The following is a 21,362-nucleotide window of genomic DNA, read 5'->3' on the forward strand; positions in this document are numbered from 1 at the left end:
GAGGACCAGATGAAAAACCACGATATGGCCCTGATTGGTCATTTTGAAGAATTACGTAAACGTCTCATTTTTGTACTAGGAACTTTTATCCTGTTCTTCATTGTATCCTTTATCTATGTACAGGACATTTATCACTGGCTAGTGAAGGACTTAGAAGTGAAGCTGGCCATATTAGGACCGAGCGACATTTTATGGGTCTATATGATCCTATCAAGTGTCGTGGCCATTGCAGGAACCATCCCAATGGCCGCCTATCAAACTTGGCTGTTTGTCCGTCCTGCATTGAAAGAAACGGAACGTAAGGCAACGCTGGCATATATTCCAGCACTTTTCCTTCTATTTATTATCGGAATTTGCTTCGGTTATTTTGTCATTTTTCCAACGGTATTTCAATTCCTCCTCTCCATGTCAGAGGACATGTTTATGACCTTTTTTACAACAGAAAAGTACTTTATGTTTTTAATTCATATGACGCTTCCATTTGGATTTTTATTTGAACTTCCAGTGATTATCATGTTCCTAACAAGTGTCGGAGTGCTGAACCCATATAGATTGCAAAAGATTCGGAAATACGCCTATTTTGTACTAATTTTAATCGCAATCTTCATCACCCCGCCGGATTTTCTATCAGACATATTGGTAATCATCCCCCTGATTTTCCTATATGAATGCAGCGTTCTATTATCCAAGGTCGTGTATCGGCGAAAACTACAAATGAATCTAGCTGCGTAAATGAAAAAGAAGTCTTAGTCCATGTGCTAAGACTTTTTTTTATGAAATAGACCATCAACGAACCAACCAACATAAGTCAAAAAGAAAAGATGTAAACCAACGGGGCCGGTTTACATCTTTGTATAGATTCATATAAAGGTTAAATCTTCAGGCCGTGGCGCTCAAATGCTGCGGCTTCTAGAATCGACATTCCTTGACTCTCGGCAAACTGGGCAACCTTGTTAGAAACCTGTGGTGCAAAATTTTTCGAAGGAATAGCGTAAGACATTTCCCTTGCACGAGCAGAGTTACTGCGGGCAAATGGACCCCAGATGGCAAAGGTTCTGCCTGGGCTTTGAATATTAACAAAAAGCGTGTTTCCGTTAGGCGAGAAGGTAGGCCCTGTCATTTCAGATCCATTGAGACGATTGTGAGCAAAAGGATAGATTTTGCCTTCAGGTGTAATTCCCATAAGTCGATCGTCACCTGCTCCATCTTCCACAAACCAAAGGTCGCCCCATGGAGTCATAGCAATGTTATCCGGAGATTCCATGTCTTTTGCATCTGTTGCCTCATAGAAAAGCTCCAAGGTATTGGTGCCTGGAATATAGCGGTAAATGCGTCCAAGATTTTTTTCGCCTGCAGAGCTGTCATCGAACCAAAACACACCCGCTTGGAAGAACGCTCCCTCTAATTTTTTGAATTCAATACAGCCTTGTGCCTTGGCATCCTCACGGCATAAATGAGGATCTAGTTCCTTCCAGACAATCTTAAAGGTTTGTCCTGTTTTAAATGTGCTTGCTGATGGGCCAGCTACCTCTTCAATCGCTGCCGCATAAAGCTTGCCGCCTTTTTGCAAGGCACCCGGCTGTTGGGTGGTATCATTTGGGATAAAACGATAGAAATAACTTGGAGATGCATCCTCAGTCAAGTAAACATATCCTGTCGCCGGATCAATCGCACAGGCTTCATGAGAAAAGCGTCCCATTTCCTTAATTGGAGTTCTGGACATTTCATTCTCAGGCTGCTGCGGGTCCACTTCGAATACATAGCCGTGCGTCGCCGAACGTGTTTCTTCACAAGTCAGCCACGTACCCCAAGGTGTCGCTCCTCCTGCACAATTTCGAATAGTACCTGAAGAGGTGACATATTCTTTGATGACGTTTCGATTGGGGCTAATAACTAGTGCAGTTGTCCCCCCTGCAGCTGCGGCATCATAAGGCTTGGTCCCAATCACCGGATTTGCTGCACCTGGACTCAATTCATGATTACGAACAAGAATGGTTGTATTGTTAGGTCCTTCAAAAGCTGCCATTCCATCAAAGGCTCCAGGGATTTTTCCGCCGTTTGTCAGCTGACCGCCCTCTTCGGAAATAATCTTATAATGGAATCCTTTTGGAAGATCTAGAATTCCATTCGGATCCTGAACCAAAGGACCATACCCACCAAAACCGCTGGTTGGATTATTGGTAGTATCCGCAAATGCTTTTGAACCGAGTGTTAACACTCCGGTTGATCCAAGCGTAATTGCAAGTGTGCTCATTCCTCCCGCTTTTAAGAAATCTCGTCGATTCATGCCATCTTTAGATACTTGATTTTCCATAATGTAAATATTCCTCCTCATTAATGCCTTTTCTATCTATTTATAGTTTAACTAGCAATCTTTAAGCATTAATGGAAATTTTGTAAGGATTAAGTAAATAAGATTAAAGAAATGTAAAAATACTCCTAAATAAATCGACTTTATAAATATGTGAAAACCTCCACCTCTTTTTTTAGTCTAAAGTCCCAAAAATTATGTAGTAAGTTCCCCTAATTATGTATTTCTTTACTACGTATCATTGGTCATGAATAACTGTGGGATATGATTCACGGCTATGCTAATATAGGAAATAATAACGAGGGTTTAAAGGAGGGGTCACAATGGAAGTCACCAAAAAAGGAACGACCATTCAATCATTACAAATCGGAATGGGTATCCTAGATATAATGGCCCAACAAGGAAGGCCATTAAAATTTACCGATATTCAGGATCTAACACAGATTACAAAAAGTAATCTTTATAAATACTTAAATACCTTTACACAATTAGGAATCCTTTATCGTGATAAAGCTACCGGATCCTATGTACTGGGAAGTAAGTTAATTGAATACGGAATGGCAGCAGTCGATCACGAAAACGTTATCGATCGGATCACCCCTTACTTACAAGAGCTGAACGAAAAGAGTGCAAGCACTGTCCTTTATTCCAGTTGGACCCATAATGGTCCAATGATCGTTAAAGATATTAACACCAATCGAGGATATAATATTGGAGCTCAGATCGGGACCATACTTCCCATTTATTCCTCAGCCGGGAAAGTATTTATGGCCTTCATGGATGAGCAAACGATTCGTGAGTGGAAAGCGAGGGAATTGCAACAAAGTCCTCCAGAAAAGGTTAGCCAACTGGAAGTAGAACGCAGATTGATTCAGGAGAAAGAAATTGCTTTTGCAAGGGAGCCGCTGGTATCATCCGTGTCCTCCGTTTCGTTCCCAGTCTTTAATTTTAAAAAGAAATTCCTTGGAGCTGTAACGATCGTAGGTTTTTCCGAGTTAATCCCAAGTAATGAAGAAGAAGAACTAAGTCAATTTTTCATCCAAACCAGCAAAGAAATATCCCGTAGTTTCGGATTTTTATCAAATGAGGAAGAAGAATAAATAGGAAGAAGTCAAAAAACTCAAAGCGGGATAATCCCCGCTTTTTTTGTGTGTATTTAACCATTTTAAAAATGTCAAATTTACAAAAAACTTTAAATATTATAATTTTTATATTGAAAATAAAGAAATTGCCCTTTATAATCTCTAATTAGATAACAGTATTCACTATATCTATAATGAATATGTTGCTTACGAGCTTAATTGTATTACCGTAAGCGCTCTCATTAGTTTGAAATGAAAAAAGGGGGAGAAAATTTGGCAACAATTAATTCGACAGAGATTATTGCTAACAGTAAATTTAACCGTTTTCATCTAGGCTTACTACTATGGAGCTTCTTCATCATATCGTTCGACGGGTATGATCTAGTCGTCTATGGAACCGTCGTCCCAACTTTAATAGAGAAATGGAACCTTTCCCCTGTTGAAGCAGGAGCCATCGGAACCTATGGATTATTTGGGATGATGTTCGGTGCCATCCTATTCGGAACACTCGCAGACCGGATTGGAAGAAAAAACGTAATTGCAATTACCTTAGTGTTGTTTAGTTTCTTTACCTTCTTATGCGGCTTTGCAGAAACACCCACTGTTTTCTCAACCTTTCGCTTTTTAGCAGGATTAGGACTGGGAGGAATCATGCCAAATGTCATCGCATTATTGACAGATTATGCCCCTAAAACCATGAGAAGTATGATCGTTTCCATCGTATTATGCGGCTATTCGATTGGGGGAATCCTTGCTCCGTTATTAGGAATCTTTTTAATGCCAAAGTTCGGCTGGGAATCGATCTTTTGGTTTGCAGGTCTGCCTCTATTACTGGTGCCTTTTATGTATAAGCAACTACCTGAAACAGCAAGCTACCTGATACGGACAGGCAAAAAGGAAAAATTGATCTCTGCACTTACTAAGGTAAGCCCCGGATCAAAATTTAATAAACATGATGAAATCATAGAAATAAAATTACAAGAAACAAAAGTTCCTATTATTGGATTATTTAAAGAAAAAAGAGCATTAAGTACAGTTATGTTTTGGATCGCCTTTTTCAGTTGTTTATTGATGGTTTACGGTTTAAATACTTGGCTTCCAAAGTTGATGATTGAAGCAGGATATGGACTTAATTCCAGCTTAACCTTCCTCATTACCCTTCAAGGCGGTGCCATTATCGGAACGCTTATCATTGGACGACTTTGTGATAAATACGGCTCCAAAAAAATGCTCATTCCGATGTATGCGTCAGGGGCAGTAGCGTTGACATTGCTCGGATTTGGCGGAAGTTCATTTTTGATCTATCTCTTAGTAGCCATTGCAGGTGCTGCAACCATCGGTGCCCAAAATATAGTCCAGGCCTATGTGTCACAATACTATCCTCCAAATATTAGATCGACAGCATTAGGAATGGCATCTGGCATCGGAAGACTTGGTGGAATGCTCGGACCACTTTTAGGCGGATTCCTGTTATCTGTTTCGTTACCGATTCACTTAAATTTCATTGCCTTTGCCATCCCTGGTTTAATCGCAGCAGCGGCCCTAGCTATCATACCTGTTAGACATGCGTTTTCTAATGAAAACGATAACAAAAGTGAGTCGATTACAACCCATGTGAGTTAACATCAGACATGTGAACCGTATTATAAGTAAATGAGGTATTTCTGAACATTTTTTTTAAAAGAGAGCCATATTATAAGTGAAGTTAAATTAGAAAGGTTGAAAACTGAGGATGACTTTACCATAAATAAATGAGGTCTTTAAAGCTCTTATCATAAAGGAATGTAGAAAAGGTATTTTTTAATATTGAGTAATTCGAAGGAAAAATCAGTACTACCTGTCTGTCACCAATTTTGAGTCAATTTACGAGTTACTTTTTGATACAAATGAAAGTAATTGTTTATTAAAAAAGGGTAAGTCGTTAGAAGATCAATAGACAACTAACGACTTTCCCTTTATTAAGTGTGTTTCGTTAATATTCTAGATTGTGAATGAGGGTTGACTGTTCAGTTAGGCACTGGAGAGTTAGCCTCATTTTCAACCTTCTATTCTTCATTAGTACGCAAATATCTTAAGCTGCTTCCTGCTGGAAACAAGGATCATTGTAGTATACAACTTCAGAAAGAATTTTACAGCCCTTCATGTATTTGAGAGCCTCTCTTGCTGCTTCTTCTGTTTCAAATTCAAACATGGAAATATTTGAATCTAAATAACGAGTGATAATCCACATAAAAATTCCTCCTATTTTTATAAATCATTTCTGTCCTACCAGCAGACGTCTAAAATTTGGCTAAATATACATAAGCTATGTTTAACCTCAAGGATGATTTAGCATGATGAAATCCGCACTCTAGGATTTAAAGAAGTAATTATTCATTTCCTCAAACCAATGATAATGCAATAATGGAAATAAATAAAATGCAATAAAGTTATAGTTACAAATAAAAAATTTTTATATGGTAAAATTTTGAAATGGAAAAATGGATTACCGGGATTGGAAATACTTTTTAGCAAATAAACAATTTGCAAGGATTAAGAACTCTCAAAAAGTTTCTAAAGACTTTGTAAATTCCCTAAAAAAATTAGTCCAGTTTAACCGTCGAGATTACAAATAAAAAACACAGTTCCATATAAATCTGAACGGTCCAATTGTCATAGAATCATATTTTTGCCGTTTAACATATATCCCTTCCAGGAAATTTCATTTTCTGCTTCCAGCGGTTGAAAAAGTAGAACAGGTCTCCTAACACGGGGTTATTTAATTTTCGTGACCCGTCCTTCGATCAAAGAAGTAAATGGCTGCTTCAGCTTCTTCACATAATTTTCAAAGACATCGATGTCAACCGGACCGGCCACTTTGTCTGTCCCTTCAAGGAAAACGGTGAAATCGTCACCGCCATTAGCCAGGTAACTGGTAACCGTAACTGTATATTTGGAATCAGGGTTAATAGGGGTCCCGTCAGCACGGAAGATATCAAGGACTTTTCTTTTCGTACCTTTAGTTCCGCTCCAGGTGTATTTCAGTCCGGAAATTTGCAGCATACGCACGATTCCCTTCGGCTGCCATTGCTGATTCAAGACTTGGCGGATTTGGTCGCCGGTCAAAGTCACTTTAACTAGATTATTTTTAAATGGTAGAATGGTGAACAGCTCTCCCCAATTGACCTCCCCAGCTTGGATATCAGCCCGGATTCCAGCAGGATTCATAAAAGCGAAGTCAGACTTCATGGCTTTTCGTTGGGAATCGGCAATCAAATTTCCTAAAGCGGATTCACCGTTTTTGTTCCTAATGCCGGTAATGTCATTTGCAGTCGTTCCAACGACTTTACTTACGATGGGATCGACCTTGGCCTCGTACTTTTTCATCATTTGCTTAATTTCCTCGTCCGGTTTGATAGCGTCCTGATAGACGTATACAATCTCAGCTTTTTTGGTCACAATATCTTTAGTTGCCGGATCAAGCTCCAAGTCGACGTCGGAGAAAGCTGTTCCGTAAGAATAAGCTTCAACAAGCAGCTTTCCGTCCACTTTGGCGTTTAGATACGTGTGAGTATGACCGCCAAACATCACGTCTACTTCATCGTCTACCTTTTTGGCGATATCAATGACTTCTCCGGTAGCGGCACCTGTCAGGGCGGACTGACTGCCACCATTGTGTGCAAGAACGACGATAGCTTTAACGCCTTGTTTTTTGAGTTCTGCCACTGCTTTATTAATGGCTTTCACTTCATCTGTGAACTTTACTCCCACTAATACACTCGCATTCGCAATCTTGGGGGTATCGCTCAATACAACTCCAATAAATCCGATCGGTATGCCATTAAACCTTCTAATTTCATAGGGAGGGAGAATCAGTTTACCCGTCTTTTCGTCAATAACGTTGGCACATACATAAGGGAATTGAGCACCTTCAAAGTATCCGGCCTTCGGGTTGGTCCCACCGTGGATCAGGCGCATCATTTCTTTCACACCCCGATCGAATTCGTGATTCCCTAACGTTCCCAAATTAAAGCCTATTTTGTTCAACACTTCAATTGTAGGTTCCTCTTGCAAAAGCGAAGATACGGGTGCGCTTCCACCAACCATGTCACCTGCATGGACCAAAAGAGTGTTTTTGTTTTCCCCTTTCCTTTGCTTCAAATAGGCTGCTAGATATTCGACTTTGCCCAAATACCTTCCGTTAAATTTACGGGTCCTGTCCAATTGTCCATGCAAATCGTTAAGGCCGAGTAATTGTACTTGAATGAAACGGTTCTTATCATTCTCGGTGTTTTTGGGTATGCCTGGAGATTCAGAATTTCCGTTGGCCAAAACAAAACCCGCAGATATTGTGGTCGTAAGAACAATAGCAGGAATTGCTTTTTTCACTGCGTCCCAATTCAAAGTTGCCCTCACTCAGTTCTCCCCTCCCAATCCTTTAGTGGATTACTACTTTAGGATAAGGAGGAATTGTTAAATTTAGATAACATTCCCATAAATTTTAAGTTAATTTATAAGTTGAAAAATTTCAGGTAAAAACACGCGTCACAAACCAATACAATCCGGCAAGTCCCACCAGGACGGAACCGGTTTGTACTGCTCTTGGCCACCAGCGGAAATTTTCCACTTTTCGAATCAGAGGGTAGATGCAGACCAAGATGAGCAATTGACCCAATTCAACTCCAAGGTTGAAGGTAAGCAGCGCAGTGAGTTCGTGATTTTTAGGCAAACCGATTTCCTGAAGTACTCCGGCAAAACCAAATCCGTGTATCAATCCAAAGGCAAACGTTAACGCCCAGCGATGCTGATAATCCCGTGACCAAAGATTGTCCAGCGCTACGTAAACGATGGTGAGGGCGATCGTCGCTTCTACAATCTGGGAAGGCAGGGACACGATGTCCAAAGCTGCTAGAATGAGTGTGATGCTGTGTGCAATAGTAAAGGAGGTGACGATGGCCGCCACACTTCGAAACTTCATTTTTACCAAAAGAAGGGCCAGCAAAAACAACATATGGTCGTACCCAGTTAATATATGTTCGATTCCAAGCCGTATAAACTGAAAAGCCGTGTCAAAAAATCCCGGGGCTTCACCAAACGTTCCTGTCCACTCCATTTTATCTTTAGAAAATATATATTCGAACGATTTTCCGTCTAACGTTTTAAATGTGGCAACATTCGTATGTTTGTTTTCGGACCGGCCAAAAAACAAATTATAAAGAATTGACACTGTCCCGATTTTGGAAGAATCCTTAAAAAATAAATCGATTTGAATCATCGACAGTTGGGGGACGGATTGAAGTTCATGGCTCATTGACAAAACGCGGCCGTTATTTTTTACTGCCAAGCCTTTTTCAATGTAGGGACGAAGCACCTCGTCGTAGGCATTTTTCAATTCATCTTGATCGATTATCTCGTCATGATTGGCATCCACACCCGGGAATTCGGCGATGGATAATGAATCAATCAGGAGGGTAATTTTTACCGTATCTCCTTCCGCCGCGATTTTAGCAAAGCCGTAGCTTCCGGAATGTGCGTACGCTTTATCGGTATTGGAGGATATAAAGAAAAATCCCAGAAAAATGATAATTGCAATGAGAAGTAAATAGGTTTTTTTCAATGTGAATCCCCCCTAAGATCTAGTAACCTGAGAAACAATTACTTGAGAAGAAAAGAATGATACGGAGAGGAAAAACAAGTTTGCATTGTTCAAATTGATTCCTTCGACAGGAACGATATTGCTTGCGGCTTCCCCTTTTGCTAACCACGGGATAATTCTTCGGAAATCTATTAAGCAACACGGAAAAAACATATGATACTAGTATTTGATTTATTCATATACCGTTCCAATTTTAAGGAGCTAAATTAACTTGGATAAAAATTTTGCGATAGCCTTGTTACGGGGGGACCTTATCATAAATAGAGCGGTTTTAAAGAAGCAATAATTAGAGATGATACAAATTTCTGTATCACCTTTTTGAGTTGATTAATTTCTAAGAGGAAATAAATATATTTTATTGAATTTATTAATATGACCATCTTTATCCAATAACAAAGCCTGTAGGAGATGAGGAACATGGGAATATTTGATAAATTCAAGAAAAAAAAAGAAAAGATTGATTATATTGATGAAATAATTACTAAATTGGATTGTGACTGTTCGATTATTGAAGAGGACGATGTTAAAGGAGTTATGACGAGGTATCATCAATCTCTCATAGAGGGAAAAAGAGAAGGATATACACCACTTATCATTATCCCTTCAGAGATGATGTTAGAAATCGTTGATACCAATGCGGATAAAGAATACTTGAACGATGATCGAGAATCAATCATAGCCAAAGCGAAGGATATTGATGTAAAAGAATTATTAAAGAGACTGCTTGATGAGGTCATGCCCATGGAGGAAGACGATGATATCACTGGTGAGTTTTCTTTAGAGGATCAGATGGACCATTTTCTGACCATTGAAGATGTAATAAATAAGAAAATAATTATCGCAAAGATTCCAACGGATAAACCTTGGGAAGTAGCTGCTTGGGTTCCAATGGGCGGGTTTAATGATTGTCCTATGCCAGAGGAGCAAGTTGCAGTATTCAAATACTGGTACGAAAAATATGGAGCTACTCCCGCTTTAGTGTCCACAGATGTATGGGAATTATTTGTTGAAAACCCTCCTAAGACACAAGAAGAATCAGAATTACTCGCTTGGGAACAATTTGGATATTGTGGTGATATAGTCTGGCAAGGGGTTGGAACAGTAAATTCCCTAGCAGGAACTCTTATCAATTCTTCGGTTTGGTATTTTTGGTGGGACTAAAAACCGTTATAATCGCCCACTATTATAGGGAGTCAATTAGGACCTCAATCCGACATCCTTGTAAGTCTCAATAATTATGTATAAGTGCCCGTTATTATGTAATAAGCTGATTGGTAACGATAATTTCGTAGTTTCGGATAACTTTCACGTGGGGAATAAGTATTAGTTAGTAAGAAACAAAGCGGGGTGATCCCATCCTTTTTTGTTATACCTTAAGACATTTTTTTAAGGCAAACAAAAGAGAAGTGCGCTACACTCACACCTCTCCCCTCTTACGGCACGGAAATTTAACTCGGTACCGACCCTGAATCACTTTTACAAATAACTTTCAATAGATGTTACAGAGCTCCTTTTATTGTCTCGATCATGTTATGATATTCTTCTTCTGTTAAGTATGTTTTTCCTGGGTTCATCTCGAAAGTGGACCCCCAATTTTCTCTTCCTTCATACTTAGGCACAATGTGCATATGTAGATGATGTAATGTATCACCATACGCTCCATAATTAATCTTGTTTGGCTGGAAAGCCTGATCGACCGCTGCAGCTACCTTTTTTACATCGTTCATAAAGGCCGCTAATTCATCATGACTGAGCTGAAATAGTTCTTTAACATGATCTTTATAAACTACATTACATCTCCCAGTATACGTCTGTTCTTTAAAAAGAAAGACTGTTGAAACCTCCAACTCACATATTTCAATCATAAGATTGTCGCGTCTTTCATCCTTCATGCAATACATACATTCTTTATTTAACTCCATCTTTTTTCTGCCTCACTTATTTATGAATTTTGAACCTATCCCTATAGTACCTCAGTTTTGAAAAATAATTTGGATTTGGATTTCTTAATGGGCAGTCAGGATGGAAGTTCGCTTTTTGTCTTTTACTTGATGAAGTTCAAAAAAGTAGACTCCAAATAAAAAATCAGGAAATCATTTGCGATATCCTGATTTTATCGATTGTTTAGTATATGACCACTGGCTCGTATGTGCTGAGATTATTATATACGGTTTTCATAACATCTGGCGGTGTGTTGACGCAACCATGCGATCCTGCATTAAGATAGGCTTGGCTTGACCAGTTTGACCGGAAGCCCGCATCGTGAAATCCTTGTCCATCATTCGTAAAAGGAGCCCAGTAATTAACTTTTACGGAATAACCCGGACTTCCTCCGAGTTCTCTGCCCGTTAGTATCGAAGGTGTGCGTTTATAAAGAATATACCACACTCCTTTTGATGTATCATGACCGGTGCTGTGTTTCCCGGTCACAACATTCGATGTGACGACTAATTTACCATTTTTGTAAATCCAAATCCGCTGTTGTGCAATCGAAACTTCAGCATATGTATCACCGATGCCATTGTTTGATGTCGTTTCATAACCATAGCCTTCACCACTCCAGCCATGTCCGATAATATTAGTAGCAGCGATTGATTTCTCGCCTTTTTCAAAAGCTTTCTTAATCTGTGTTGTTTCTTTATCCACATCTAAAGCCCAGCCATAGCCTTTCCCTTTTACGGTTTCGACTGCACCTGAATGGGTCTTAAATGTGAAATCTTTATCTAATGTGGATTGAGAACTATTAATTTCAGCAATTTTCTCGTTAATATCGCTTGGGTCAATCGTGACCTTCAAGTCTTTTGTCACAGAGGCATTTTTAATTAATTCGCTGCCTTTTAACGAAAAAACTTTATCCTGTACCTTATAATCAACGGTTTGCAGTAGGAGTTCTTCTAGCCTTTTCTGTTCATTTTTTACAATCGGACTGTCTTCGTTTATTGGCTGGATGTATACAGGGTTCAAACGGATTTCACTCGTATATCCTTGCTTTTCGTAGTCCTTTAATAGACTGGCGAAATCAAGCTGCTGTCCATCATTACTTTTTGAGACGACAACTTTACCTTGTTCCAAACTGGCTTTCGCATCTTTAGGCGCTGTTAAACTCTTATTCATTGATAATAGCTTTTCTTCGACTTGTTTCTTCATCTCTTGGCTGCGATACTGATCGGGTTGGCCAGGCATTAATGAAAATTCTTTGGCCTTTGAAGAAGGAAAATACGTTCGCTGGCTGCTTAATAATTTTTTAACACCCGCTAGATCCTTATCTGTAAAACCCATCTTCGTATCTTGTCCATCAAAAATTTGTTGTTTCCCGACATAGACGACGTTTTTTAAAACAGATGTATTTAATTTGTTAAGTGCCTCATCAGCAGTCAGTCCATTGACATTTACGCCATTAATCTTGATATTTGCATTAAAGTGGTTTGCCTGATAATAGCTGATTGCCCCAAAAATGAGCGCTATAATAATGATTATACCCGTTGTGATAAACTTCCAGTTCGTATACCATTTAAAAGATTTTGCCCGCCGTTCTCCAATTTCTTCCACTGATTCTTTTACAGCATTTTCCATTAAAATTCCCCCCGCATACCTAACAATCAAGCTATCGACGTCTTTCGACTTGTAGCTTTTGGTTTTGCATCATAAATATAAATTATAGTATCAAATCTTAAATTTTACTACTATTCTACTAGATATAAAGTGTGAACTTTGTCACATTTTGTATCTAAGTGAAATTTTTTTAATCTTTTTGTAATCTGGTTGTCTTAAAGCAGGGTTTGTTTGGACTGAGCTTTCCGTTTTTATCTAATTTCCAATAATTATCCAGCAAATGTCGTAAGTTTCGTAAATTATGTAATAAGTGTACAGAATTATGTAGTAAATTCCAATAATTATGTAATAAGGGTACGAAATTATGTAGTAATTTCTAATAATTATGAATTAAGTGTACGAAATTACGTAGTAAGTCCCTATAGTTAGGTAGTAAGCATCTGCAATTCACCCCAAAATCGACTGAAACTCCAAAAAACGCCTCCAAAAATCAAATTTGCTAGCAAAAATCACCTCACTTAGCCCAAAATCCCTTCCAAAAGTGAATATTGTCCGTTCGATACAATCGAGCATTCCCGCTATGGTAGAGGTACCCGGGAATACATGAAAAGCGCGCTTTGTGAAAGGACTTTCCCTTGGAAAGCTTTGAACAGTTAGTCGATCAGTACCAGCCCATGCTCCATAAAATCATGCACTCGCTCCATCTTTACAAACACCATGAGGAATTCTATCAGCACAGTCTCATCGCCCTTTGGGAAGCAAGCCAACGCTTCGCCCCCCAAAAAGGGAGCTTCACCAACTATGCTTACACCTATATCAAAGGCTATCTTCTGATGGAATTGAAAAAATTACACCAAGACCAAGAACGAAATGTTTACCCTGATGAGCAATTCTGGGACCTGGCAGCAGATCCTTATTCGGATGACCCATTTCAGGATGAAATTCTATTAACCTACTGCGAAACGCTGACACCGAATCAAAAGAAATGGCTCCTGTATACCATCCGTGATCGCCTATCGGTCAAGGAAATTGCCGAACTAGAAAAGGTATCCTTATCAGCCGTGAAAGGTTGGCGCAGTGGTGCCAGAGAAAAAGTAAAGAATTTAATACGGGAGTAGAATACGAGAACAAAAAATTCGTGCACCCGGTCGGCAATACCAGACCGTTCTAGAAAATTTGCCATGAGTTGGGGCTTCAATACCGCCTATTAACCACCGGACTAGCGAATTTACCGTTAGTTCGGTCGTCAATAAGGATTATTAACTACCGATCTCTCAAATTCCCTTATTACACAAACGTTTGATTACAATCGCTGCAAGTACTGAAGGGAATGGATTCCCTCTGCTAAACAGGTATGAAGATTGTCGAGATGCGTTTAATCATTTCGCAGGAAATAACCCATCTTTCTACAAAATCAGATGGGTTTCTCTCGAACTTACATTATTCTATTAAAACTCCGCCTTTTCGAGACTACACAAACGATTGATTAATAGGTGCCTCAACATGCTTCAATACAAGATTTCTCACTCTAAGTACCTGCGAAGAATGTCGAGGGAAATCTTCAAAAATGACTCTTTAGAAAAGGAACCATGTTTAGCTGCTGAACCAGATTTGAATACAAAAAGATTTCTTGGTGTCAGGCACCACAGATGGACAAATGTCCTTCCATGGTGCCTGACACCATTTTTAATATGTAGCAATTGTTAAGTCCCAGTTGGTTCATTCATTTTTTAACTATTATTTTTAGGCATTTTTTAAATGAAAAAGTCTAATTTCGAAAAACATGAGTATCATTTTAGTAATGAAGGAGGCGATCTGATGGAATCAGTTGGGATTTTAGGAGTCGGGCAAGCAGGCGGTAATTTAGCGGAAATTGCCTCATCAATGGGGTTTCAAACCGCACTTATCAATACGAACAAACGCGATGGCATAGTGAACACAAAAGTGGAAAGGAAGTATTTTGTTCCTGGTTACAATGGTGCTGGGCAGGATCGATCCATCGGTTTAAAAGCGGTTAACGATAACTACCGAGAGATTGTCGACTTTGTAAAGAATTCCTTTAAGAAAATTAAACTTTTATTAGTGGCCTTCTCTACCGATGGTGGTACTGGATCAGGGATGAGCCCGTTATTGATTGATCTGTTATTGGAACATATGTCCGGCGTTAACATAGGTGCCATTCCAATTGTTCCTGATCGAAATGTATTAACAGGTAATCGCATCAATGCTACAGAGTGTATTGAAGAGCTTTCCAAGATAAACTCGCTTTCATCGGTGTTCCTAGTTGATAATGATCAAATGAGAAAGCTAAACCCACAATCCAGTAAACATCAAATCTACCTTTCTTCTAATCAGCAAGTCATGGAAGCCATTAAAAGTGTGTTGCAAGTAACGAAAAAGAGCTCGTTTTACGGAAACTTTGATGAAACTGATCTGATGAATATATTGGGAACCAGAGGAGTAACGATTATATCTTCTGCCGCAATTACCGATGCAAAATCAACCTCAGATGTTACTAGTAAAATACAACAATCTTGGGCTACCTCCGTATTCTGTCCGGTGGAGTCAACCGGTGTAATCCGCGCGGGGTTAATCTACGAAGGCCCGGAAAAAATGGCTAAACTAATTAATGTTCCATCCATTTTTGAGCGGATTGGAGAACCACTCGAATTATTCGAAGGGACCTATTTCTCGGAATCAGACCCTACGGTAACGACTATTTTGGCAGGACTCGCTTTTCCTTCACGGCGCCTGCATGCCCTTGAGGAATCCCTAGAAAAAAACAAAGATCGGTTACAGAACCTAGTCAAAAAGGAACATACCCAGAAATATGAATCAAAAATAGCTTGGGCATCAACCCTAAAAGCCAAACCTCAGGAGAGAAAGCCCAGCACCGTAACCTCTAAGTTAGATAAGTACCAAAAATAAGAGGAATAAATAGTTATTGGTGTCAGGCACCACAAATGGACAAATGTCTTTTCGTGGTGCCTGACACCATTTGCACTATTTCCCCCTTTAAACATAGAAAAACCACCTTTTAAAATCTTAAAAGGTTGTTGATCTCTTCTATTTTACTAATTTAGGCGAATGGTCTTCAGGATCAGACTGCTTGTTTGATACTTTGATCATTTTGATCTTTTTCTTTCATACGGCTGAAAATATTAGCGAGAACGGAACCAGATAGATTATGCCAGACGCTGAAAATGGCACTTGGTACTGCCGCTAAAGGCGAGAAATGAGCGGTAGCGATAGCGACTCCCAAGCCCGAATTCTGCATACCAACTTCCATTGCTACAGCCTTTTGTTTTGCAAGGTCCATCCCGCATAAACGGGCAAAGAAAAAGCCCAGGAAGAATCCAAGCAGATTATGAAGGATTACTACACCAAAAATAAGTAGACCCGATTCAGCAATTTTGGTCGCGCTGCCTGCTACGACAGCAGATACAATTAACACAATCGCAATAACGGAAACAAGCGGCAATGCTTTTGCACCGGCTTTTGCCTGTTTGCCAAAGAACTTTTTAATGATAAAGCCAGCTGCTAATGGAACAATGACAACTTGTACAATCGAAAGGAATAAGGAAGCAACACTGACATCAACCCATTTGCTCGCAAACAGAAGAATAAGCAATGGTGTAACAATTGGTGCAAGAATCGTAGAAACTGAGGCAATTGCAACGGCCAGTGCCACATTTCCTCTTGCTAGAAACACCATAACATTGGAAGCAGTTCCGCTTGGACAGCATCCTACTAAAATGACACCTACAGCAACTTCTTCAGGTAAATGGAGTCCGACCGCCAATAAAAAGGCAAGTAACGGCATAATGATAAAGTGACCGATGACCCCAAGCGCCACTTCTTTCGGTCTTCTAAATACTTCTTTAAAATCCGATAGCTCAAGTGTCAGGCCCATACCAAACATAACAATTCCTAGTAGAGGAACAATATAGCCTCCCAGCCACACAAAGTTACCAGGATTAAGATAAGCAATTACCGCAAAGATCAATACCCATAACGTAAATGTTTTCCCAGCAAAGCTGCTGATTTTCTCGATGACTTCCAAAACAATTCCCCCTATAAATTAATTCCAACTATTTCAATAAATTTAATAAACATTATATTAGAGTAAATATTTTAAAAAATCAATATGTTTCTACAAATTGTTACAAAATTTTCTGTCTATTGTTGATGCTTTCTGCTCTCATCATCATTGATATCGCAAACTCAAATGCGGCTTGACCAAGAGAACCGTAACCAGGGTCTCAAAGACACAAAAAAAGCAGAGAGACATTGCTCTCTACTTTACTGTTAGATTCAGTTTACCTCCCACTGACCCCTAAATAGTCTCAAGAAGTTTATAGGCTTCCTCTTTCGACGTAACCTTTAATAGTTGCTCTCTAAACCCATCATCCATTAATTTTCGTGATAGCATTTGTAGAATCTTTAGATGGGCATCTCCTGCTGCTTTTTCCGGTACGGCAATCATGAAGATTAATTTTGCCGGGGCGCCATCTAAACTATTCCAATTTACACCGTCACGTTTGATACCAAAGGCAACAGCTGGGCGTTTAACCGCATTTGATTTACCATGGGGGATGGCGATATTCATGCCAAGCCCAGTCGAACTTTCACTCTCACGATTTAAGATCGCTTGTTTATATTCTTGTTTTGAACGTAAGACACCAGCTGTATCAAACTTTGCAATCAATTCATCGATTACATCATCACGTGTGTTGCCAGCTAAATCGGTATCAATTAACTCTATTGTTGTAATATCTGTTAACTTGCTAATATCGGTTTTAGAAACAGCTTCGACTTTTTCTTCACGTACTGGCGCCGCAGCACTAGTCACAGGACCAACACCCGCTGCAACCGGCACAGCACCATCTACGTTTTTCTTTAATGCCGTAACCATGAGGGCCGTTACAATCACACCAACAATCACAGCGATGAAGAACATAACCACATTGTCAACAGCACCTAATATAGCAACAATCGGACCACCGTGAGCAACTCTGTCTCCCACACTAGAAAGCATAGCGATCACTGCGCCTACCATCGAACCGACAACGATACTTGGAATCACACGAAATGGATCTTGTGCGGCGAACGGAATCGCACCCTCTGTAATACCAAATAACCCCATCGTAAAGGATGCTTTACCGGCATCTCTTTCTGACTGACTAAATTTGCGTTTGTTGATAAAAGTAGCAAGTCCAAGTCCAATTGGCGGGATACAGATCGCTACTGCAATGGGTCCCATAATTTCATAGTTACCTTCTGCAATCATGGCCGAACCGAAAAGAAAAGCAACTTTGTTAAATGGGCCACCCATATCGACCGCAATCATCGCACCGAGAATCATCGCTAAGACAATCGAGCTTCCGCCTTGCATGCTAGCAAGCCAAGTTGTTAATGCTTCGAACACACTTGCAACCGGATGACCAATGACGAAGATAAATAATAGACCGACAATAACACTTGATAGAATTGGGATAAAAATAATCGGCATAACGGGCTGAACCGCTTTTGGCACTCTAATTTTTTTAATAGCAAGGGCAACATAACCCGCTAAGAAACCAGCAATAATCCCGCCGATAAATCCTGCACCCGCTTCACTTCCGTAAAAACTACCATTGGCAGCAATATAACCGCCGATCATACCAGGTACGAGTCCTGGACGGTCAGCAATACTTACCGCAATGAAACCAGACAGGATCGGTACCATGAACATGAAAGCAGTACCGCCAAGACCTTCAATTTGTTTCCAAAAGGAACCATCTGGTATCTTAATTCCACCTGGCGTTTGCTCACCACCTAGAGCTAAGGCAATCGCAATCAATAATCCCCCCACGACAATAAAGGGAATCATGTAGGAAACCCCACTCATTAAGTGCTTATAAAAGCCGTTTTCCTTTTGTTTGCTTTTCTTTTCTTCACCAGCTGGGGCGGATTCAGGTTTATAAACAGGAACGTCACCGCTTTGAATTTGTTTAATCAATTCTTCTGGTTTACGAATGCCATCTTGGACACCGGTGACAATTAATTTTTTGCCGGCAAAACGGTCCTTCTTAACCTCTTTATCCGCTGCAATAATAATGCCATCTGCTTCGGCAATATCTTGATCCGTTAACGCATTTTCGACGCCAATCGAACCTTGTGTTTCCACTTTTATATCGATGCCCAACGCTTTGCCCACTTTTTGTAAGTTCTCAGCAGCCATATATGTATGAGCAATTCCCACTGGACAAGCTGTAACAGCTAATATTTTCCCCATCGTGTTACCTCCTATTGTAAAAATAACTAAGTAATCGCTTTCTTAAACTTATAATATACCAATCTTGTCCTGTTAATTTTTCATCTTTTTACCGGAGACTGCGGTAAAAAAAGTTTAATACGTTCCTACGTGACCTTAATGTTAGTTGTAGCTCCATTTCAGTCACATAGAACCCTCCTACGTTACCTCAAACTTAGTTCAATTACCACTTCGATCACGTAGAACCCTCCTACGTTACCCCAATCTTAGTTCTATTACCACTTCGGTCACGTAGAACCCTCCTCCTACAAAACAGAGCTAACGGTAACAATTAGAGGGTAATTGTGCCCGACACCTTGTAAAAACGGAGTTGACGGTAACAATTAGAGGAGAATTGCAAAAAAACCAACCCGCTAGGCGAATTGGTCGATTACTTGTAAAAATTCTTGATAATCCAGTGCAGCTGTTAGCGCATGTACAACCAAAGGCGCCTCACTCAGGGCAGAAATCTTCCCAATTACCCCGCGAAGCTCTCCTTGATTTTCTTTGGCAATGGCCAGCATGATGACAAGGGACACTCGTTCATTCCCCCACTCCATCCGCTCCTTCATGATCGCCGTGGCTAAAGCAGATTGGTGAATCATCGATGGGTTTCCATGCGGGATGGCAATTCCCCCGCCGATAGCTGTAGCTGATTTCCTCTCTCGATTGACCGCACTATGGATATACTCTTTACTGACATAGCCTTTTTTAAAAAGAGCGTCCGCCAGCATTTCGACGACTTCATAGCGGTGTTCTTTTTCCACGTTAAAAAACACGAGCTCTTCCTTCAAGAATGGAGAAAATACATGGGGGCCATGGTGTTCGGTACTTTTTTGCTTCAACACTTCAACAAACTGATTTAACTTTTTCTTATCCTCTTGTCCAAACAACGGTGAAATCACGATGTGCTCGATGTTTACTTTCTCAAGTGGAACCGTTGAGATAATAAAATCCGCTGGATGCGTACTCAAATAATCCGGCACTTCCGCCTTTCCAATACAGGCGACAATCTCAATGTTCTGGTACTGCTGTTCGATTTTCGCCTCTAACAAATGCGACATGCCAATCCCCATATGGCACACAATCAACGCTTTCTTCTTTATATCTCTCTTTTTTTCCAGTCTTTCAACAGAGGCTTGAAAATGAAGGACAATATAGGCCGCCTCATCCTCAGGGATTTCGATCTGAAAAGTTTGTTTTATTTCTTCAAGCGTTAACATCACCATATTGAACATATAGGGATACATTTTTTTAATATTCGATAGAAGCGGATTGCTAATCGGAAAACCATATTTGATGCGATTGATGACCGAATGCAAATGAACGGCAAGGCCATCGATTAAAATCGGATCCGCTTCATGATGAATGAAAGTCAACTTTTCCATCTTGCGAACGAAAGCAAGAACAAACGCAGTTGCCTCTTCATCCACTGTTAAATCTTGGTGGAATTCCTCTCCGACACGCTTGCTGCTAATCAGGTGCCAAGTGAAATAAACCTGCTCCACGTCCGGAAAGGTTAACCGAAAGGCAATTTCCAATTTATCAAAAAACCAGCTGGCAAATTGATATTCTTTCCGTTCAAACGCCATCACCTTTTCGGACTCTTGAACAAATACAGGCGACCGCTGCCGGGTCCGTTTCACCATAATCAGTGCATGAACGAGCAAGCTCTCTAACGCATCATCTGAAAATGCAATTGAAAATCGCCCCTGCATATCCTTAAGGGCATTCCTAACAGTCGAAATCTCATAGGGTAAAAATAAATCCAACACTACATTTTTTTCGTGTAAAAACAGCTCAGACAAGTGCGCCAAAGCATTACGTTTCTTCAATTCTGATCCTTGAATCACATTTCCCACCCGCGGCTTCGAAATGAGTTCCAGCTCAAACCGCTCGAGCCAATTTGTAATCGTCTCGATATCTTTTTTTATCGCCGCTTTAGGAGCATAGTATCGATCGGCAAAATGCTGTAAGGTGATTGCCTTATCACTTGTTAACAGCTGATAGGCCATTTCAAACAGCCGCTCTTCATTACTCTTAGGTTCGCTCGAAAGAAGACTGCGCAAAATTTGCGACCGAGCACTTTCATCACTTTCAATCGCAATCCCAAGGCCCGGCTTCCGGATGAGGCTGGCACTTGGATAATCGAGGAGAAACTCCTCCAATCGATCTAAATCGTTCCGGACCGTTTTTTCCGCACAATCAAGCTCTTCCGACAAATCCTTAATATGCAATACTCCTTCTTCATGAACAAGCAATATTCGTAGCAATTCTTTTTGTCTATTATTCATCCGTGCACCCGCTCTAAAAACAATATAGGTAAGTGTATCTTTATTTTGTCCGCTAATCAATTAAAACAATGCGCATGATGAACCTGGATCCCAAACTAACGTAAATGCCTCCCAATCCTAAGGCACCTTTATGATTTTTGTGAAAAATAACCATCCTCATAATTACTTACGCCTTTTTCGAAAAATAACCGTC

Annotated in this window: 15 protein-coding genes; 6 read left to right on the top strand and 9 right to left on the bottom strand. The window is 40.1% G+C overall.

Annotated elements, in window-relative coordinates; translation table 11 throughout:
* Positions 1–9: 9 nt before the first annotated feature.
* The gene (gene tatC / locus COE25_RS10340) at positions 10–732 is read left to right on the top strand and encodes a twin-arginine translocase subunit TatC (protein ID WP_098932582.1); all 723 of its coding nucleotides are present in this window, start codon (positions 10–12) and stop codon (positions 730–732) included.
* A gap of 139 nt (positions 733–871) precedes the next feature.
* Here the strand turns inward: tatC and COE25_RS10345 are convergent, their stop codons facing one another.
* Complete coding sequence (locus COE25_RS10345; RefSeq protein ID WP_098932583.1) at positions 872–2,314, bottom strand: alkaline phosphatase PhoX; 1,443 nt, start codon at positions 2,312–2,314, stop codon at positions 872–874.
* 320 nt (positions 2,315–2,634) lie between these two features.
* Here COE25_RS10345 and COE25_RS10350 point away from each other — a divergent pair, with 320 nt between their 5' ends.
* Both COE25_RS10350 and COE25_RS10355 read left to right on the top strand, forming a co-directional pair.
* Positions 2,635–3,411, top strand: coding sequence for an IclR family transcriptional regulator (locus COE25_RS10350; RefSeq protein ID WP_098932584.1), 777 nt, complete (start codon positions 2,635–2,637; stop codon positions 3,409–3,411).
* 255 nt (positions 3,412–3,666) lie between these two features.
* Positions 3,667–5,016 carry an MFS transporter gene (locus COE25_RS10355; protein ID WP_098932585.1) on the top strand — a complete coding sequence of 450 codons (1,350 nt, stop codon included), beginning with the start codon at positions 3,667–3,669 and terminating at the stop codon, positions 5,014–5,016.
* A gap of 448 nt (positions 5,017–5,464) precedes the next feature.
* Here the strand turns inward: COE25_RS10355 and COE25_RS30685 are convergent, their stop codons facing one another.
* The 3 genes from COE25_RS30685 to COE25_RS10365 all read right to left on the bottom strand — a co-directional run bounded on the left by COE25_RS30685 (position 5,465) and on the right by COE25_RS10365 (position 8,989).
* Entirely contained in the window at positions 5,465–5,623 is a 159-nt protein-coding gene (locus COE25_RS30685) for a hypothetical protein (RefSeq protein WP_179195967.1), read from the bottom strand.
* 524 nt (positions 5,624–6,147) lie between these two features.
* Complete coding sequence (locus tag COE25_RS10360; RefSeq protein ID WP_098932586.1) at positions 6,148–7,788, bottom strand: bifunctional metallophosphatase/5'-nucleotidase; 1,641 nt, start codon at positions 7,786–7,788, stop codon at positions 6,148–6,150.
* Positions 7,789–7,900: 112 nt separating this feature from the next.
* A complete protein-coding gene (locus tag COE25_RS10365) occupies positions 7,901–8,989 on the bottom strand; it encodes a HupE/UreJ family protein (protein WP_098932587.1) in 1,089 nt (362 codons plus the stop codon).
* A gap of 456 nt (positions 8,990–9,445) precedes the next feature.
* On the opposite strand from COE25_RS10365, the gene COE25_RS10370 reads away from it, so the two are divergent.
* Positions 9,446–10,189 (top strand): DUF4253 domain-containing protein, encoded by a 744-nt coding sequence (locus tag COE25_RS10370; RefSeq protein ID WP_180247477.1) that lies wholly within the window; start codon positions 9,446–9,448, stop codon positions 10,187–10,189.
* A 338-nt stretch (positions 10,190–10,527) separates the two neighbouring features.
* Here COE25_RS10370 and COE25_RS10375 read toward each other — a convergent pair whose 3' ends face one another.
* Positions 10,528–10,950, bottom strand: coding sequence for an HIT family protein (locus tag COE25_RS10375; protein WP_098932589.1), 423 nt, complete (start codon positions 10,948–10,950; stop codon positions 10,528–10,530).
* Positions 10,951–11,152: 202 nt separating this feature from the next.
* The gene (locus tag COE25_RS10380; protein ID WP_098932590.1) at positions 11,153–12,601 is read right to left on the bottom strand and encodes a L,D-transpeptidase family protein; all 1,449 of its coding nucleotides are present in this window, start codon (positions 12,599–12,601) and stop codon (positions 11,153–11,155) included.
* A gap of 614 nt (positions 12,602–13,215) precedes the next feature.
* Between COE25_RS10380 and COE25_RS10385 the strand changes: the two genes are divergently transcribed.
* Both COE25_RS10385 and COE25_RS10390 read left to right on the top strand, forming a co-directional pair.
* Positions 13,216–13,698 (top strand): sigma-70 family RNA polymerase sigma factor, encoded by a 483-nt coding sequence (locus COE25_RS10385; RefSeq protein ID WP_098932591.1) that lies wholly within the window; start codon positions 13,216–13,218, stop codon positions 13,696–13,698.
* A gap of 700 nt (positions 13,699–14,398) precedes the next feature.
* Positions 14,399–15,508 (top strand): FtsZ/tubulin family protein, encoded by a 1,110-nt coding sequence (locus COE25_RS10390; RefSeq protein WP_098932592.1) that lies wholly within the window; start codon positions 14,399–14,401, stop codon positions 15,506–15,508.
* Between the two features lie 172 nt (positions 15,509–15,680).
* Here the strand turns inward: COE25_RS10390 and COE25_RS10395 are convergent, their stop codons facing one another.
* The 3 genes from COE25_RS10395 to COE25_RS10405 form a co-directional block, all read right to left on the bottom strand.
* Complete coding sequence (locus COE25_RS10395; protein ID WP_088089939.1) at positions 15,681–16,643, bottom strand: bile acid:sodium symporter family protein; 963 nt, start codon at positions 16,641–16,643, stop codon at positions 15,681–15,683.
* A gap of 273 nt (positions 16,644–16,916) precedes the next feature.
* Positions 16,917–18,857 (bottom strand): PTS fructose transporter subunit IIABC, encoded by a 1,941-nt coding sequence (locus COE25_RS10400; protein WP_098932593.1) that lies wholly within the window; start codon positions 18,855–18,857, stop codon positions 16,917–16,919.
* 392 nt (positions 18,858–19,249) lie between these two features.
* On the bottom strand, positions 19,250–21,169 hold the full coding sequence (locus tag COE25_RS10405; protein ID WP_098932594.1) for a BglG family transcription antiterminator: 1,920 nt from the start codon (positions 21,167–21,169) through the stop codon (positions 19,250–19,252).
* Positions 21,170–21,362: the final 193 nt, after the last annotated feature.

This window comes from Bacillus sp. AFS031507 (assembly GCF_002584635.1).
Lineage (GTDB): Bacteria > Bacillota > Bacilli > Bacillales > Cytobacillaceae > Neobacillus.

Bases quoted from the DNA above. Each gene is read 5' to 3' on its own strand.
- COE25_RS10405 (WP_098932594.1), bottom strand. From the start codon at position 21,169: ATGAATAATAGACAAAAAGAATTGCTACGAATATTGCTTGTTCATGAA.
- COE25_RS10375 (WP_098932589.1), bottom strand. From the start codon at position 10,950: ATGGAGTTAAATAAAGAATGTATGTATTGCATGAAGGATGAAAGACGC.
- COE25_RS30685 (WP_179195967.1), bottom strand. From the start codon at position 5,623: ATGTGGATTATCACTCGTTATTTAGATTCAAATATTTCCATGTTTGAA.
- tatC (WP_098932582.1), top strand. From the start codon at position 10: ATGAAAAACCACGATATGGCCCTGATTGGTCATTTTGAAGAATTACGT.
- COE25_RS10400 (WP_098932593.1), bottom strand. From the start codon at position 18,857: ATGGGGAAAATATTAGCTGTTACAGCTTGTCCAGTGGGAATTGCTCAT.
- COE25_RS10390 (WP_098932592.1), top strand. From the start codon at position 14,399: ATGGAATCAGTTGGGATTTTAGGAGTCGGGCAAGCAGGCGGTAATTTA.
- COE25_RS10345 (WP_098932583.1), bottom strand. From the start codon at position 2,314: ATGGAAAATCAAGTATCTAAAGATGGCATGAATCGACGAGATTTCTTA.
- COE25_RS10380 (WP_098932590.1), bottom strand. From the start codon at position 12,601: ATGGAAAATGCTGTAAAAGAATCAGTGGAAGAAATTGGAGAACGGCGG.
- COE25_RS10370 (WP_180247477.1), top strand. From the start codon at position 9,446: ATGGGAATATTTGATAAATTCAAGAAAAAAAAAGAAAAGATTGATTAT.
- COE25_RS10350 (WP_098932584.1), top strand. From the start codon at position 2,635: ATGGAAGTCACCAAAAAAGGAACGACCATTCAATCATTACAAATCGGA.